The sequence below is a fragment of the Aquirufa avitistagni genome (assembly GCF_042715545.1).
GTDB lineage: Bacteria > Bacteroidota > Bacteroidia > Cytophagales > Spirosomataceae > Aquirufa > Aquirufa avitistagni.
In genome coordinates this window covers 137,554-155,289 of record NZ_JBBKXZ010000001.1, presented here as the reverse complement: position 1 = coordinate 155,289, position 17,736 = coordinate 137,554, and the positions used below count along the sequence as shown (strand labels likewise).

Here is a 17,736-nt window from a genome sequence, read left to right as displayed (position 1 = left end):
TTAAAAAAGTAGACGAAAAAATTATTTATCTAGTGGTCTCTAATTTACTAATAGGCGACTAAAACACCCCCTTTTAGGGTCTGAGTACCTAGATTTGGGAAATTCGCGGGTGTAGAAACATATTCGATGACGTAGACATAGGTATCCTGGGGGACAAGTTTGCCTTTGTATTTGCCATCCCATTGTTCATCTGGGCGGGAATTGTCTCCTTCGAAAAGCAATTCACCCCAGCGATTAAATATTTTAACACCTGTAATTTTCGTTCGAGCTATACTCAACGGTTGTGGTACAAAGCGATCGTTCACATTATCCCCATTAGGCGTGAAAATATTGGGCGCCAAAACGACGGGGAGACATCTGTCCACTACTTCATATACTCGATTATATATACATCCATATTCATCCCGAACGCGCATGTTGTATTTCGTTGCATAAGTCACATTTAAAAATGGATTGGTGCCTTTGGGAAACCCTTGTTCTGTCCATAAAAATTCTAGGCTTGCTGGATTAGCAATAGGTCTGAGTTCTAATAGTCGGGACGGATTATCCATGCAAATGCTGGAGTCTACTTTAGGGATAAAATCATTTTCTGTATAATAACGCAGATCAATATCTCCTGTTACATCGCACCCTGTAGCATCATCACTTATTTTAACAGCATACGTTCCCGCTGTATTTACGGTGATAGTTGGCGATTTAGCTCCCGTACTCCAGTCATACCTAAGTCCAGATAAACCAGGAATCTTATCCAAAGTTGGATCTGGGAATGTAATATTTCGCTGGACACAATTAGGAGTCGCGATGGTAGTCATGTATAATTTATCCACCCTACTTCGCAAGGAGAATGGTTTTAAATTTCGGATATCAAACTCCTCTGCATCGAGAAAATAGCTTCCGCATCGCGTGAGAACTTCAACAACGATGATATACTTTTTGGGGTTTGGGGACTTGTCGGGATAGGAATAATTAATCGATTTCCGGTTTGAAAAATAGGCCTCGCGAACAAGTGTGGGGTCTTGTTTGATAACCCCTAAAATAGGATCATATATTAAATTCGGAGATGTCCTTCCCGAATAGGCATTTCCCACATATATAGACCAATTGGCCCCTATAATTTCTTTATCCTTATCCTTACACTTGGGAGGTTCTGGCAATCTGTAGGTAAACGTGGTACCTGAGCAGGACTGTTGAATTCCTCCCCCATTCGAATTAGAACCAAACCGAACACTGGTCATCCCTCTTCCTAAATTCCCAGCACCGGTAAATGTAGTAATATCAAAGTTGCTTGTTGGCCCAGGAATCGCCAAGCTGGTAAATAACACATTTGGTCTACGTATAAATGCCAAGTTGGTCGTATTTTCAATTGTGATATATAATCGAGCTGAATTATCAGGGTCCAATTTTAAATCTCCTAAGAGATCAGTCGTCTCATACACAACAAATTTGGTTGCTGCTACATTCGCTGCAGTTAAGTCAAATTGCAAAACCTGCGATTTGATTGTGGTCCCATTTCCTCGTGTTGTGACATAAAGAACCCTGCCGTCGGGAGAAAAAGCTACGCCATAAATTCTAGAGGTCAAGCCAGTCAACTGAATACGGTTCACTGTCCTCGTGTTAAAATTACCCGTAAGCGTGTCAACAGACATAATTAAAATTTGACTCATCCCAAGTGAATCGTTTGCCATGGCTAAACGTTGATTGTTGGGTGAAAAACTGAAACTCGAGTTAGACGAAAATGACACTGAGAAGTCTAGGTTTACCCGAGTCGGTTTAGATAAACCTAGGCTATCCAATTTATATCGATAAATATTTTTGGTACCTTCCTCAAAGGCATTGATCCAATATTCGCTGGTGCCTGATTGGGTGATCACCAACTTATCCGTAGACGCAAATGAACTAATTGGAGTTGCGATAGAAGCAGATGTGAAAGGTGTAACCACGGCTCCATTTCCACCATTGGCTGAAATATCAAAAACGCTGTAAAACAGCTGGTTTTTACCACCTACCTGCTTCATACCAAAAATATAGTATTCAGAATCACAACCTGAGCAGGACTGCTTGGGTAAAATTGCGGTAGCTTGACTCAAATTTACATCACCCCCTAAGTTGGCAATCACATTTCCAGTAAAAGTCTTTACCCTGTCACCATTGGTATAAATTCCCCCCAACGTAGTATTTGCCGCTTTGATCGGGGGAAATATAAAGGAGGAAGAGCCTGCGGGAGATGAAAATCCTGGATCTGGGCTGGTAGTTGGGGTACCGCTCGTAAACTGAACTTTATTCCCATTTCCCATGCTCCAAAAAAGGCTTCCTGACCCTGAAGATGCCCCATTATTTGTTTGACAGTACATCACGCGCAAGCGAGCTTCGGAATAACAACCAGAAACATTGTCCTTTATTTTAACGGAATAACAGCCTTCTTTGTCGACAGTCAATTGGTCTGTGGTTTCGCCATTCGGAAACCAGGTCACACTCAGATTTGCTGGATTTGGGAAACTAGACCTAGGTAAATTTTTAAATGCATTTATCACCGTAGTACCTGAACATAGCTCCAAGGTGTCTTTGCAGTTGTCATCTCCCAAAAAAGTACGGGGCATTTGGGTAATATAAACTTGTTTCGTAAATGGAATTGGTGAACCAACTGTTGGCCGAATATTTACACGAACCGTACGGACGCCAGGTCCAGCGTATGTGTGAACGGCCGTTGGCGTAGAATAACGCGCACCATCCCCCATATCCCATTCAAAAACAGTTCCGGTAGGGTAGATCCCTTCGACATCGCAAACCGTTTCGAGTCCTTCTTTTTTGCCTTCGCAATCTTGGCACGTTTTAAGGCAGGTGTTTCTACATTGAATTTGTCCAAACGCTGAGCTGTAGCTCACCAGACATAGGACAAGAAACAGGTACAAACGGTTCATGATGTGACGAAGTCTAAGCCAAAACATCCACAAAATAAGCCTTTAAATTGGTTTTTGAAAAACGAATCTGCTAAATTGCGGGGCTACGCGGTAGACAATGAACAAAAAGAGGCACATTGCATTCGTATTTTTCATCTGGCTGACTCAAGTTTACTTGGTTCGAGCGCAAGATCCGCAATTGTCTCAAATGTACGCCGCTCCTTTATTGATCAATCCAGCATTCGCGGGAATTGATAATCAATCAAATGTACATTTTACGCATCGGAATCAGTGGCCAGGGTTAAATGCCAACTACCAATTTTCGGCACTTAGTGCAAATATTGCTCTAGGTAATGAAAAAAGCGGCTTGGGTATTTTGGTGACGTCTGATAAGCAGTTTCTGAATTTACAAACCACGCAATTTGGTTTACAATATGGGCATCATATTGACCTAGGCGAGGATATACGCTTGTCGGCAGGAATCCAAACCGACTTATACATGCGAAGTTTAGATGCTTCGCAATTTGTATTTGCAGATCAATTTAGGTCTGTTGGTTATGGGTTTTTGCCATCTTCAAATGACCCAATTTATGCGGCACTACGATCAAGGCATCAATTTATTGACCTATCATCTGGAGCCTTATTAAACCTACGCAATTCATGGATTGGCTTGACGGCGCATCATATCAATCGGCCAGACAAATCGATATTTAATGGCACAGATGATCCGTTGAATACCAAATTTGGTATACAGATGGGAACGAAGATTATTTTTGAAGATCCTTATTTAAACAGGACGACGAGTAATCCGTGGGCGAACAAAGAGGTGAGCATCAGTCCGGTGGTTCATTACAAAAAACAAGGAAAATTCGACCAGTTGGACATGGGAGCCTATTTAACCATATCGCCATTGGTGGCGGGATTATGGTATCGGGGTGTTCCTATTACGAATAACAATCAGAATCGGGAGTCGCTAATCTTTTTATTAGGCTATCGCTTGGAGTCCTTTTCGGTTGGCTATTCCTACGACATGACGATTTCAAAATTGGGTGCCTCTGCGGGTGGTGCACATGAGCTATCCATTGCCTATGTATTGGATTTAGATTTATCACGAAGTAAACGAACGAAACTATTAAACAGCAAATTGGCTTGTCCGAAATTTTAGCGAATAACTGACCATTCCCTAAAAGAGGCGGTTTTAGACCGAAAAAAATTAATAAATTGCACAAATTTTGACGTTGACCATATGAAGTTTTTCCAAAAGGCAAACAAATCCCTTTTCCTTGCATTCAGTTTAATATGCTTGTTGGCCGCTCACCTAGCAACAGCCCAACAAGTCACCCAGCCCAAACGTAGTGTAGATGAGTTATCTGATGAGGAGATTGCCTTGTTTATGGAGCGTGCACAGGCGAGTGGAATGTCTGAAACTCAAATTGAGCAAGCAGCTAAGACGCAAGGGTACAGTGCCGCTGATATAGCTAAAATGAGAAGCCGAATAGCGATGGTTCAGGGAATTCCTACCTCTGGAGAATCAACAGGTGAGACAGCTGCTTCAAATGATGAAAACGATCCATTTGCCAAGAATAATGCTAGAAGTTTGAGTGAAATGGGTTCTGGCAAAAGCATTCCAAAAACGGGTAAAATTTCCGCTAAGGGAATAGCAAACATATCGCCAAACGTAAAATATGAAATTGACGAAAAAGGTCGGAAAGTTTACCTCAATGCTAAAGGGGAAGAAATCGATGCGCCACTAACACTTCAAGAACGTAAAATCCTAAATGCTCCACTGGATATCTATAATGATAGTTTAGTAGCTATCTATAAAAGAATTCAAAAAAAGGTTGCAAATAATATTGACAAAAATATTTTTGGATCAACTTTATTCAATAATGAATTAATGACCTTCGAGCCTAATTTACGGATTGCAACTCCTAAGAATTATCAATTAGGCCCAGAGGATGAACTTAACATTGCCATTTTTGGCGACGTATTAGACAACTTTAAAGTCAAAGTAAGCCCAGAAGGAACAGTTAAAATATTAAACATCGCCCCGATCTACGTCAATGGATTAACCATTGAAGTCGCGTCAGAAAGAATTATCAGTCGGCTTAGACAATTATACCAAGGTCTCAACAAACCAGGTAGCGGCTCTTCTGCTCAGGTAACCTTAGGAAATGTGAGGAGTATTAAAGTTACAATTACAGGCGAAGCTCAAATGCCTGGTACATATACAGTTTCTTCTCTATCTACAATTTTCAATGCATTGTATTTAGCAGGCGGACCATCCAAGAACGGATCATATAGATCAATTAAACTAATTAGAGGCAACAAAATTATTAGAACATTAGACCTATATGATTTTTTACTAAAAGCTGACCAAACAGATAACATACATTTGAATGACCAAGATGTCATTCGGATATCCGATTATGAAAATCGGGTTGAAGTATCAGGGGAAGTAAAAAGACCTATGACATTCGAAATGACAAAAGGGGAAACATTTAAGGATCTTTTAAAATTTGCTGGTGGTTTTACAGAAAAAGCTTACACCTACACCATCAATGTTCGAAGAAACACCTCCAGAGAAATCAAATTACTTAACATAACACAAGGTGAAGTAGAAAACTTTTTAACTCAAAATGGAGATAAATATACCATTGGTCAGATTATTGAACGATATGAAAATAGAATAGAGTTAGAAGGTGCTGTGTTTAGACCTGGAATGTATGCATTAGAAAATGGATTATCTACAATAAAAGAACTGTTCAAAAAAGCTGAAGGAGTTAGAGAAGATGCATTTTTAAATAGAGCAACCATTACTCGAAAAAAAGAAAATTTCGACCCTGAAATCATTTCATTTGACTTAGGAAAAGTTTTGAGAGGAGAGGTTGCGGACATACCTCTTCAACGGGAAGATGTGATAAAAGTGTTTTCCGTTAAAAACCTGAGGGAAAAGCGCGTAGTAAATATTACCGGTGAGGTAAACCAACCGGGGGAATTTGACTACAAAGAGGGAATGAAGGTTGCTGACTTGATTCTTCTTGCAAAAGGATTAAAAGAATCTGCAAGTTTTTCAAATTTGGAATTAGCCCGACGAATAATTAATCATGGAGCTAATCAAGAAAATGCTAATAAAATTGAAATTATCAACTTTGAAATTGATGGTGATTTGAAAATTTCAAACAAAGGAAGTCAATTAGTTCTGCAACCATTTGATATTATATCAATTCGTAGGGCTCCAAGTTATGAAGAACAGAGATCTGTTAAAGTTCTAGGAATGGTCAATTATCCTGGAAGCTATGCGATTCAAACTAATAAACAAAAAATATCAGATGTACTAGAACGAGCGGGAGGATTGCGTATTGAGGGCTATTTAGAAGGTGCAAAACTACTTCGCAATGGCATTACGGTCGGAGTTAATCTCAAAGAGGTACTTAGTAATCCAAATTCACAAGAAAATCTTCAATTAATGGCTGGTGATGAATTGATGATACCACGCTTGTTACAAACTGTTAAACTAAATGGTGCAGTGCAAAACCCATTAGCGGTATCATATAAAGAAAGTTTTACCCTGAAAGATTACGTAGCTGAAGCTGGAGGATATTCCATATTGGCTAACAAAAAACAAATTTATGTTACTTATGCAAATGGGGTGTCGAATCAGATTCGCAAGTTCTTAATTTTCAAAAAGAATCCGAGAATTGAGCCAGGTGCAGAAATCACAATCCCCGCTCTTCCTGAGAGTTCAAAGAAGGGATTGACAGCTGCTGAAGCAATAGGTTTAACGTCGAGTTTTATCTCAGTTGCACTAACCTTGATTACCCTAATTAATAATTTACCGAAATAATCGTATGTCTACAGAAAATAATATCCAAGAAACTGGAGAGATTTCGATCAATTTTGGTGAAATCTTTAAGTCTTTAAAAAACAATAGCCTATTAATTTTATTGATATCAGTCATTTTTACAGGTATTGGAGGTCTCTATTCATTCACTCTTGATAACGAATACGAATCAATTGCAAAAGTACTCCCTGAAAGTACCTCAAATTCAGGATTATCAGGAAATCTTGGTGGATTATCATCACTTGCTGGACTGGCAGGCATTAGTTTAGGAAATGGACAAAGTAATGGAGATTTATTAACTCCAGGCCTTTATCCGAATATTATACAGAGTAGCCCGTTTTTAAGAGAGTTAATTGTACAAAAATTATATAATCCAAAGACGAAATCCTGGGGTACGGTCAAAGATTATTTAAACCAAGACAATTCCAATGCTCCTATACTTTTCTTTAAAGAGAAAAAATCAACAAAGGTGTTAGATAAAGTAATACCATTGCGCGGAATGTCTTCTGATTTATTGGCATTAAGTCCAGCAGAGGCTAACGCTATGGGGATATTGAAAACTGCTATAAAAATTGAAACTGATAAAAAATCCCCAGCAATTTTAATCTCGGCGAAATTCAATGACCCATTAGTAGCAGCTAATATGACAAGTTTGATTCAGAATCAGTTAACAAAATACATAATTAGCTATCGAACGGAAAAGTCGCGTAAAGAGATGCAATTTCTCCAAGCAAGAAAAAACGACGCGAGAAAACGGTATGATTTAGCGCTTTTTTCACTTTCAAATTACAAAGACCAAAATAGAAATGTGTTTAAATATGTAGCCAGGGACCAAGAAAAGAAACTACAATATGAAGTTGACCTAGCATTTAATATTTATTCAACGCTATCAAGCCAACTAACTGAAGCTAAAATTAAAATCCAAAAAGAGACACCGTTATTTAAAATATTAGAACCTGCCCAAGTTAATCCATCAAAAGTAGGACCAAACCGAACATTGATAACACTAGGAGCCATGTTTTTTGGATTATTTATTTCACTTATTATCGTATTCTTCAAATCCGTAAACCTCAAAGAACTTCTAAGCTAATCCATTCCGGAAAGCACATAAAAAAAGCCGAATCTCTCGATTCGGCTTTTTTGTTATTTCAAGGTTCGTTTCACCTCTTTCATTTCGTAGCATTCTAAATGATCGCCTACCTCCAGGTCATTAAATCCTTTGATTGACATACCACATTCATACCCGAATTTAACTTCCGCTACATCATCTTTGAAACGCTTCAAAGCTGAAATCTCCCCATCGTGAATCACGACAAAGTCACGAATCACACGAATCTTATGCGCACGTTTTACGGTGCCATCCAATACATAGCAACCCGCCACCGTACCAATCTTCGTAATCTTAAAGACATCACGGATTTCAATATTGGCGGTGTTAACCTCTTCGAATGCAGGAGCCAACATTCCCTCCATCGCGGCCTTGATTTCATCAATCGCCTGATAGATAATCGAATAATTACGAATTTCAATTTGCTCCGTTTCTGCCAGGCGGCGTGCATTTTGCGAAGGACGAACCTGGAACGCGATAATCACCGCATCCGACGTCGAAGCTAAAGCCACATCGGACTCAGATACCTGACCCACACCTTTGTGAATAATACGTACCTGAACTTCTTCAGTTGACAATTTCAATAAGGAATCCGAAAGCGCCTCCACGGAACCATCCACGTCACCCTTCACAATCACATTCAACTCGCGGAACGTACCAATCGCCTTCCGACGACCAATCTCCTCTAAAGTAATGTGCTTACGTGTACGCAACGATTGCTCACGTAAAATTTGCTCACGTTTATTCGCGATTTCACGCGCCTCACGCTCATTCTCCAAGCAAATCAATTTATCACCTGCTTGTGGCGCACCATTCAAACCAAGTACTTGTACCGGCGTAGATGGACCCGCTTTCTTAATCTTACTGCCATGGTGATCAAACATCGCCTTGACACGACCATAATTGTCGCCGGCCAACATCATATCGCCCACGTGTAAAGTTCCATCTTGAACCATCATCGTCGTCACATAGCCACGACCTTTGTCCAATTCGGCCTCAATCACTGAACCAATTGCTTTCTTGTTTGGATTAGCAGTCAATTCAAGCATTTCTGCTTCTAATAAAACCTTCTCCAACAAGTCATTGATACCTAAACCGGATTTAGACGAGATTTCTTGGCATTGGTATTTACCACCCCAATCCTCCACTAACATATTCATCGCCGCTAACTCCTCACGAACTTTGTCGGTATTCGCCCCATCCTTGTCCACTTTCGAGAACGCAAAGACGATTGGCGCACCAGCAACCATCGCGTGATTAATCGCTTCTTTTGTTTGTGGCATGACCGAGTCATCCGCCGCAATCACAATAATAACAATATCCGTTACCTTCGCACCACGCGCACGCATCGCCGTAAAGGCTTCGTGACCCGGTGTATCCAAAAACGTTACTTTCTTTCCAGATTCAGTCTCAACCGAATAAGCACCAATGTGCTGCGTGATACCACCCGCTTCACCCGCTGTAACCTTAGACTTACGGATGTAATCCAATAAGGATGTCTTACCGTGGTCAACGTGTCCCATGATCGTAACAATCGGTGCACGTGGTACTAAATCAGCTGGATCATCTTCCACTTCTACCTCCACCGCATCGATTTCCTCTTCCGCAGAAATAAACTGAACCTCATACGAGAATTCATCGGCAATAATCGTAATCGCCTCCGCATCCAAACGCTGATTAATCGAAACGAACATACCTAAACTCATACAAGTCGAGATAACTTCATTCACAGAAACATCCATCAAAGAAGCCAAATCACTCGCCGAAACGAATTCTGTTACCTTCAATACTTTTGCCTCCTCATCCTCGGCCATTTGGCGAGCCTCCTCAGCATCCGCACGTTCACGACGCTTTACACGACGCTTATCCGCACCAAAACTTTGCTTATTCGTTGCACCCTGCAAACGGGCCATCGTAGCCTTAATTTGCTCTTGAATGTCTTTATCAGATAATTCCTCCTTAACACCTGGTTTTGCGCCAGGTACAGGTTTCTTACCAAAATCTTTGCGATTGTTATTGTTTTGAGCCCCTGGAGCCGGACGCGACTGATCATTGGCAACTGGCTTCTTCTCCTCTTTAACGATTCGCTTACGCTTGTGCTTACTACCACCACGGTCATTATCCACTGGCAATTCAATCTTACCTAATACTGTCAAACCCTTTAAGGTCTCTCCTCTTGCTTCAATCAACTGAATCTCCTCAGGCGCAAGAGAGGCTAAATCTATTTCAGCCAATACTTCCGCCGGAATAACTTTTTCCTCGACTACTTGAGGAGCTTCAACAACAGGTTCTGGAGCTTTTTCCTTAGCTACTGGTTTGGCAACCGGCTTAGGAGCAACTGGATTACCCTTTTTATCTAGGTCAATCTTACCTAAAACCTTTAGGCCTATTTGCTTTTCTTCAATGATCGGCTCTTCCTTGGGAGCTGCAGGAACCTCAGCGACCACTTCCTTGACAGGTGCTGGCGCAGGAACCTCCGCTACTACAGGTGCAGGCGTTTCCACAACCACTGGCTCTGGCTTCTCCTCCCTAGGAGCGGCAACCACAACAACCTCTTCCTCTACTTTTTTGGGCGCTTCCGTGCTTTCCAAAATATGATTCGCACCATATTCCTTGGCTACCAAAGTCAACTGCTCAAAATTCAGCTTCGCATTCGGGTTACTGTCGACCTTATGGCCTTTAGCAGAAAGAAACTGAAGGATCGTAGACGTTCCCACGTTTGTTTGTTTTGCTACAAGGCTTAATCGCATTGTTTTCTCTTCTGCCATATAAAATTTTACAAAATACTAATTCGTCAATGTTACATTTTACTCAAACTCTGAACGCAATACGGCTAATACATCATCAATTGTCCCCTCTTCCAATTCCGTTCTACGCTCAAGTTCCTCTTTCGATAAAGCCAAAACTTGTTTCGCTGTATCCAATCCAATCTTATGAAGCTCATCCAAAATCCAAGCCTCAATCTCATTGGAGAATTCTGTCAATTCTACATCCTCCTCGTCCAACTCATCTTTAGGCACATCACGGAAGACATCGATTTCATAGCCAACTAACTTGCCAGCCAATTTGATGTTTTGACCTCCACGACCAATCGCCATCGACACTTGATCCGAATTCAAATAAACTGAAATACGACGACGCTCCTTGTCAATCGCCATCGAATTCAACTTCGCTGGGCTCAAGGTACGCGCCACCAATAATTCTAAATTATCTGTGAAATTAATCACGTCAATATTTTCATTTTGTAATTCACGCACAATTCCGTGAATACGCGATCCTTTCATCCCAACACATGCTCCCACCGGATCAATACGATCATCAAATGACTCAACCGCTACTTTCGCACGCTCACCTGGTTCACGCACAATCTTGCGAATTGAAATCGTACCATCGTAAATTTCTGGAATCTCTTGCTCAAACAAACGCTCTAAAAATACCGGCGAAATACGTGACAACACAATACGAGGTGTGCCATTGGCCATCTCAACTTTGTGAATAATCGCACGAATAGTCTCACCTTTCTTAAAGCGGTCTTTCGAAATCATCTCTGATTTTGGTAAAATCAATTCATTGTCCTCGTTGTCCAATAAGATTAATTCACGACCCAAAATTTGGTATACTTCAGACGTCACTAATTCGCCTACTAAATCCTTATACTTATCATAAAGACCTTCTTTCTCAATGTCTTTGATGCGCTGGATCAATGTCTGACGCGCAGTTTGAACCACACGCCGACCGAAATCCTCGAGCTTAATCAATTCAGCCACCTCTTCACCAATCTCAAAATCCGGCTCAATCAACTTCGCTTCCGCCAAAGGTATTTTATCAAAATCCCAGATGTCCTCCGAGTTATCGTCGACGATCTCGCGCGTACGCCACATCTCTAAGTCACCACTTTCGGGGTTAATAATCACATTGAAATTCTCATCAGAACCGAATTTCTTACGAATCATCGTACGAAATACTTCTTCCAATACCGCGATCATGGTCGGCTTATCAATGTTCTTTTCCCGAGCAAAATCTGAAAATGACGAAATTAATTCAACACTATTCATTGCTATCCTTACGTTTTTTTATTGAAATGATACTTGAACTTTTATTTTATCCACCGTCTGCAACGGAAACCACGAAGGTTCCTTCGCCACAACAACGCGATGTTTCACTGTCTTCTCAGTCAAAACCTGAATCGCATCAGCCGTATGACCCTGCAATTCCCCAACAACCGGATCTCCCTCCTTCAACCAAACCTTTACTTTACGACCCGCATTTTTCTCAAACTGCCAGCCATGTGTCAACGGAAAATCCAAGCCCGGTGACGAAACCTCTAAATTATAGGCCTCCTCAATCCATGCTTGCTCCTCAATATGATGACCCAATTTCCGACTCATCAAGGCACATTCCTCAATCGTCACCCCCTCCATCGTATCGACCAATACAGTCACTAAAGAACGTCTAGCTCCCGTAGTCACCTGTAGGTCAACCAAAAAGATGGGACCTGCACCGATGTACTCCTCAATCCACGCGTTAATCTTTGTTTTTATATCTGCCATCAATGCACTGAAAACAAAAAGAGGGATTAAAAACCCCTCTTCTTTCTTAAATTTCCGATGCAAAGATAGGTAAATATTTCAATAAACCAAGATATAGATACCTTATGCAGGTGAATCGACACAAACAAGCGCCTAATTCATTAAAAAAAAGCGTTACTTGCAATCCAATTTTTAAGCGATTATGTATCGGTCAGTTTGGCTATTTTTTCAACTTCTATTTTTCGCATTTATGAGCCATGCGAAATTTGACCGATTCCCTACCCCAGCTCATTCAACCAACCGACTGTTCTATATTCAACGTAGCTCCAATGCAAATACCGTTGTGTATGACGCGAATCTGCTACCCAACAAATCACTGAATCCCAAAAGACCCGTTTATACCTACTGGATTCGTTTTGATGAACAAGGACAGAAAGAGGAACTGACAACCATCCAGCGAACCCTCGCCTATGGACTTTATACCAACCCTATTCCAGCCGAACACAATACCTTCGAAGGCTACTTCCTAGCTTATCGCAAACGGAAATTTGTTGTCAAATTAGATGCCAAAGGAAATCCCATAGCCTTGTTTCCCATCAACAACAAACTGAACATACTTAAACGGGTGTATGTCAGTGTCGATGAAACTAATTTGATGCCATCGGTCAACTACATCGAGCTGTTTGGCAAAGATGTTGTGACAGGAAAAGATGTTTACGAACGCTTTAAACCTTAAAAGCGAAAGATTAAACTCGACTGCACGTTGAGCGGCTGCCCCGAATATCCTACCAACTCCACGATTTCCTGATTTAACATATTCTTGGCCATCACCTGTATTTTCCAGTGGCTAGATAATGTATACGAGGCCTGCATCTCCATCCAAACATAGCCCTTTAAATCAACCCCACGCGTGGCATACGTCGCATCATCAAAATAATAATCGCGACGTTCCCCCACATATTGCGTAAACAAGTTGAGCATTAGTTTAGGCCCAATTTGCTGCGATAAACGCAGGGAAACTTGATGTGCTGGTCGGCGAATCAACGAAGAATAGGTTGAATCCGTAGTGCCCACAATACTTTGAATATTGCCTCTTAAATAGGTATACGATCCTGTGGCAGAAAATTTAGCTGACGTAAATTTGAATTCAGCCTCGATGCCACGCGTTTGTTGTTTGGCAAAATTTGCATAGCGGCCATAAGGTTCCTCATTCATGGACTGAAACACAATGCCGTCTCGAACGTCATTTTGAAAGCCAACAATCCTACCAGACCACTTACCGATGGATTGCTCGATACCTACTTCCCACGTTTCGCCATATTCCGGCTTTAATGCTTTGTTTCCATAGGGGGAATACAATTGATACAACGAAGGTGCTTTAAAACTCGTCGCATAATTGGCAAATACCTTAGATTTCGCCGCAAATGTCCAGTACGGATTTACGTGATAGGTAAGCGATTGCCCAAAAAGAGAGTGCGTATTCCAGCGAACTCCTGCCTCCAAACCTGCCCGATCCGTATGCTTTTGTAGAGTTACATAATTACCCCAAAGCTGTATATTGGCTAAGTCTGCATTAATCTCAGGCGAGTCATACCGACCATAAGCACTGATAGAAAAATCAGATTGATTCGATGCTTGATACCGAAACTCAGACCCCAATAAGCCTGTGATTCCAAATGGAAGACGCCATTTGGCATATACCTCAGCCCCTTGATTTGTACCCTCATAATTGGATTCACTGTAGTTAGAATAGGCGTTAGTAGGTATAGACAAGGAATCATTCCTGAAATTCCGTTGGGTCACATCGTGAAATGCGCGTAAAAACAAATCACCGTTTGTAAACTGCGTGTGCCATTGACCACGAAACGCATGATTGGTTGCTTTAGAGGTAAAATCCAAATCGTCCGTAAATGGGCCCGCATCTAAGTTGCCCCGGTATTTTTCACCTTGATAACTCAAATCCCAATCATTCCGTTTACCCACCGAGCTACCTAATCGAATCCGCAAATTTTGTTGATTAAATCCATCCTTTTCAGATTGATTTGCTGCTGCAGAAAAACCATTGGTACTCATATTTTGGGCAGAAACACCTAAATGAAATTTTCCTGCATTGTTCTGAAGCGTAATCGATTCTGCATGAGTCCCAAGGCCCCCACCCTGCAACGTAATGGTATTACTAGAGCGATCCGTCACCAAATTGATCACACCTGCCATGGCATCCGACCCGTATAACGTTGACTGGCCACCTTTCATAATTTCAATCCGCTCCAAATTTGCCAAATTAATTAAATTCCAATCCATGACCGATGAAATATGGGAAGGGTCATTCGCTGGAAATCCGTCAATCAATAATAAAACATGGCCCGTATTTGCCCCGCGGACATAGATTTCTTGGTTCGTGCCTGGCGCACTTCGAGAACCTACGACAGAAATGCCAACCGTTTCTTGTAACAATTCCCCTAAACCTTTACCTAAACTCGCTTGAATTTGTTGGCGCGATATAATCGAAACGACTTTTCCAGTCTGCGCTAATTTGGCAGGAAACTTACTGGCCGTTACTTGAACTTCGGCTAATGTAGAATCGGAAAAGGATGTTGTTTGTCCAAGCGTGGAATGATACCCATACAGGAATAAAGTAGCGATTGCAATCGCTGATGGTAATTTTAACATTTTTTTGCCCAAAGGGCGTGAAGATAAAAAGGTAATCGAACGCTCGACCCCAGTTCATCCTCCGTAAAACAGGGTCAAGGATCATTCAAGGCAGGTCTCCTGACTCACTTCCGATTCTTTTCAGTCTTCCCAGCCGAAGCCAGTGACATGAGGTTGAAAAGCATTTTGAAAGCTTACAGTTGCGGGGACAGTTCCAGCCTCTCACTGGATTCCCTATTAAGCAGCAAACCACGGATGGTTTGATACACCTTAAACTGACACAAACTTAGTCATTTTTATCTAGAACTTGATTTTTATTCCAATTTATCAAATTGCTACTCTGTCAATTCCCAATAATTTCTCTTCTTTGCAGCCTAAACCTCACCCCATGGAAACTATAAACCGATGCCTTTGGCCTGGAAATGACCCACTTTATCAAGCCTATCATGACCATGAATGGGGGAAGCCATTGCATGACGATCAGGCCCTTTTTGAGTTACTTTGTTTAGAAGGTTTTCAGTCCGGTTTATCTTGGATTACCATCTTGCGCAAAAGGGAATTTTTTAGGGAAGCTTTTGAGCATTTCGATTATCGTGTGCTGGCGAATTGGACGGAAGAATCGCTAATAAGCCAACTAGAAAATCCGCTGATTATAAGAAACCGACTTAAAATCTGGTCTGTCCGGACGAATGCGCAGGCATTTATTCGAATTCAGGAAAAATTTGGTAGCTTTGACCGATTTATATGGGCTTTCGTGAACGATCAGCCCATCCAAAATCATTTCACTTCACATGAGGCTTTGCCTGCAAGTACCGAGTTATCGGAACGAATGAGTAAAGAATTGAAGAAATTGGGATTTAAATTTGTAGGCCCCACGATCTGCTACTCATTTATGCAAGCCGCCGGCTTAGTGAATGACCATATAACCAGTTGTTTCTGTTACGCTAACAAATAGAATGAATTCAAGGATCGTCATCATACCGACCTACAATGAGATCGAAAACATCCAAGCCATCATCGAAAAGGTGTTGAGTTTGGAGCCTGTTTTTGATTTATTGATTGTCGACGATGGCTCACCTGATGGAACTGCTTCAGAAGTTAAGCGCCTACAAACTCAACACCCAAATCGAATTCATCTGCTCGAACGCAAAGGAAAATTGGGGTTAGGAACGGCTTACATTGCTGGTTTTAAGTATGCATTGGCGCATGGTTATGAATATATCTTTGAGATGGATGCCGACTTCTCGCACAATCCAGATGATTTAGTTCGCTTGTATGATGCCTGTCACGAAAAAGGTGCATTTATGGCCATTGGATCGCGCTATATCAATGGGGTCAATGTGGTTAATTGGCCTATCGGGCGTGTATTGATGTCCTATTTTGCAGGACACTACGTTCGATTTGTTACAGGCATGCCCGTCCAAGATGCAACAGCTGGTTTTGTTTGCTACAGAAGAAATGTATTGGAAACGATTCCGTTAGATCGAATCAAGTTCATCGGATATGCATTTCAAGTAGAGATGAAATTCACGACCTGGAAGTATGGATTTAAGATGACTGAGGTGCCTATTATTTTTACAGACCGGACAAAAGGGACGAGTAAGATGTCAGCCAATATATTTCAAGAAGCGATTTTTGGTGTTATCCAGATGAAAATTAGCAGTTTGTTTAAGCGTTACCAAGCATCGTAATGGACTACTCAATTCTAAAATCCTTACATATTATTTTCGTAATCAGCTGGTTTGCAGGCTTATTTTATCTGCCGCGTTTACTCGTCTACCATGCGGAAGCTCAAAGTAAAGAACCCAACGAAAAAGCTATTTTATCTGCTCAGTTTTCCAAAATGGAGAAACTGCTATTTAATGCCATCATGATTCCGGCCATGTTTTTAACATGGATTACAGGATTGAGCCTCATTTACCTTTCCTGGTGGGATTCATTTGCGGCACACACCTGGCTTCATTTGAAATTAGCCTTCGTTGTGGGGATCACGATCTACCATTTTGTTTGTCGGCATTTCATCCGCCAATTTCAACAGGGTAAATTCATCATTTCAGGTCCTCAATTGCGTTTGTTCAATGAAATCGCAACCATCCTCCTTGTGGCGGTAGTCTTTCTCGTGGTAACGAAAAACACTACGGATTTAACGCAGATATTGCTGGGGTTTGTAATTTTTGCCATCGTCATTATGGCAGCTGTGAAGGTGGTTCGAAAATACCGATCTAACGCATAGCGCGATCCATATCGCGTTTCACATCTTTCTCTTTAATGTCATCTCGTTTATCAAAGGTCTTCTTTCCTTTGGCTAAAGCGATATTCAATTTGGCATAGCCTTTATCTGAAATAAACAGGCGGGTGGGAATAATCGTCAAGCCAACATTTTTGAGTTCTTTTTGCAGCTTCGTTAATTCACGTTTAGACAATAATAATTTTCGATCTCGGAGTGGATCATGGTTATAGTGGGTTCCCTCATCATAGGCTGAGATGTGCATATTGCGCACAAACAGCTCCTCTTGAAAGAAAACGCAATAGCCATCTGTCAAATTCGCCTTGCCTTGTCGGATCGATTTAATCTCCGTGCCAGTCAATACCAAGCCAGCCGTAAACGTATCCAAGAATGCATATTCGAAGGATGCGCGTCGGTTTTTAATTTCGACTTGTTTTTGAATTTTTTCTTTGGCCATGGATTAAAAACAAAAAAGCCACACA

The 17,736-nt window shown here is 41.3% G+C and carries 13 protein-coding genes and 1 riboswitch; of the genes, 7 read left to right on the top strand and 6 right to left on the bottom strand.

Annotated elements, in window-relative coordinates:
- Positions 1-47: 47 nt before the first annotated feature.
- On the bottom strand, positions 48-2,918 hold the full coding sequence (locus tag U0R10_RS00675) for a T9SS type B sorting domain-containing protein (protein WP_377981752.1): 2,871 nt from the start codon (positions 2,916-2,918) through the stop codon (positions 48-50).
- A gap of 97 nt (positions 2,919-3,015) precedes the next feature.
- On the opposite strand from U0R10_RS00675, the gene U0R10_RS00670 reads away from it, so the two are divergent.
- From U0R10_RS00670 to U0R10_RS00660, 3 genes are all read left to right on the top strand, one after another.
- Positions 3,016-4,062: a PorP/SprF family type IX secretion system membrane protein gene (locus U0R10_RS00670; protein ID WP_377981751.1), complete on the top strand. Its 1,047-nt coding sequence runs from the start codon at positions 3,016-3,018 to the stop codon at positions 4,060-4,062.
- Positions 4,063-4,143: 81 nt separating this feature from the next.
- The gene (locus U0R10_RS00665) at positions 4,144-6,744 is read left to right on the top strand and encodes an SLBB domain-containing protein (RefSeq protein ID WP_377981750.1); all 2,601 of its coding nucleotides are present in this window, start codon (positions 4,144-4,146) and stop codon (positions 6,742-6,744) included.
- Between the two features lie 4 nt (positions 6,745-6,748).
- The gene (locus tag U0R10_RS00660; protein WP_377981749.1) at positions 6,749-7,831 is read left to right on the top strand and encodes a Wzz/FepE/Etk N-terminal domain-containing protein; all 1,083 of its coding nucleotides are present in this window, start codon (positions 6,749-6,751) and stop codon (positions 7,829-7,831) included.
- 53 nt (positions 7,832-7,884) lie between these two features.
- On the opposite strand, the gene infB is transcribed toward U0R10_RS00660, so the two are convergent.
- From infB to U0R10_RS00645, 3 genes are read right to left on the bottom strand one after another with little or no spacing between them, the layout of a single operon-like run.
- Positions 7,885-10,617 carry a translation initiation factor IF-2 gene (gene infB / locus U0R10_RS00655; RefSeq protein WP_377981748.1) on the bottom strand — a complete coding sequence of 911 codons (2,733 nt, stop codon included), beginning with the start codon at positions 10,615-10,617 and terminating at the stop codon, positions 7,885-7,887.
- A gap of 39 nt (positions 10,618-10,656) precedes the next feature.
- Positions 10,657-11,904, bottom strand: coding sequence for a transcription termination factor NusA (gene nusA / locus U0R10_RS00650; RefSeq protein WP_377981747.1), 1,248 nt, complete (start codon positions 11,902-11,904; stop codon positions 10,657-10,659).
- 18 nt (positions 11,905-11,922) lie between these two features.
- A complete protein-coding gene (locus U0R10_RS00645) occupies positions 11,923-12,399 on the bottom strand; it encodes a ribosome maturation factor RimP (RefSeq protein WP_377981746.1) in 477 nt (158 codons plus the stop codon).
- A 229-nt stretch (positions 12,400-12,628) separates the two neighbouring features.
- On the opposite strand from U0R10_RS00645, the gene U0R10_RS00640 reads away from it, so the two are divergent.
- Positions 12,629-13,114, top strand: coding sequence for a DUF4833 domain-containing protein (locus U0R10_RS00640; RefSeq protein WP_377981745.1), 486 nt, complete (start codon positions 12,629-12,631; stop codon positions 13,112-13,114).
- Here U0R10_RS00640 and U0R10_RS00635 read toward each other — a convergent pair.
- A complete protein-coding gene (locus tag U0R10_RS00635) occupies positions 13,111-15,048 on the bottom strand; it encodes a TonB-dependent receptor plug domain-containing protein (RefSeq protein ID WP_377981744.1) in 1,938 nt (645 codons plus the stop codon). The genes U0R10_RS00640 and U0R10_RS00635 overlap by 4 nt on opposite strands.
- A 72-nt stretch (positions 15,049-15,120) precedes the next feature.
- A riboswitch (cobalamin riboswitch) is annotated at positions 15,121-15,315 on the bottom strand.
- Between the two features lie 100 nt (positions 15,316-15,415).
- On the opposite strand from U0R10_RS00635, the gene U0R10_RS00630 reads away from it, so the two are divergent.
- Genes U0R10_RS00630 through U0R10_RS00620 form a run of 3 tightly spaced genes read left to right on the top strand, consistent with a single transcriptional unit; the run spans position 15,416 to position 17,260 of the window.
- Positions 15,416-15,982, top strand: coding sequence for a DNA-3-methyladenine glycosylase I (locus U0R10_RS00630; protein WP_377981743.1), 567 nt, complete (start codon positions 15,416-15,418; stop codon positions 15,980-15,982).
- 1 nt (position 15,983) lies between these two features.
- Positions 15,984-16,718 (top strand): polyprenol monophosphomannose synthase, encoded by a 735-nt coding sequence (locus U0R10_RS00625; protein ID WP_377981742.1) that lies wholly within the window; start codon positions 15,984-15,986, stop codon positions 16,716-16,718.
- Complete coding sequence (locus U0R10_RS00620) at positions 16,718-17,260, top strand: CopD family protein (protein WP_377981741.1); 543 nt, start codon at positions 16,718-16,720, stop codon at positions 17,258-17,260. Before U0R10_RS00625 ends, U0R10_RS00620 begins: the two co-directional genes overlap by 1 nt.
- On the opposite strand, the gene smpB is transcribed toward U0R10_RS00620, so the two are convergent.
- Positions 17,250-17,711, bottom strand: a complete 462-nt coding sequence (smpB, locus tag U0R10_RS00615) for an SsrA-binding protein SmpB (protein ID WP_377981740.1) — start codon at positions 17,709-17,711, stop codon at positions 17,250-17,252. The genes U0R10_RS00620 and smpB overlap by 11 nt on opposite strands.
- Positions 17,712-17,736: the final 25 nt, after the last annotated feature.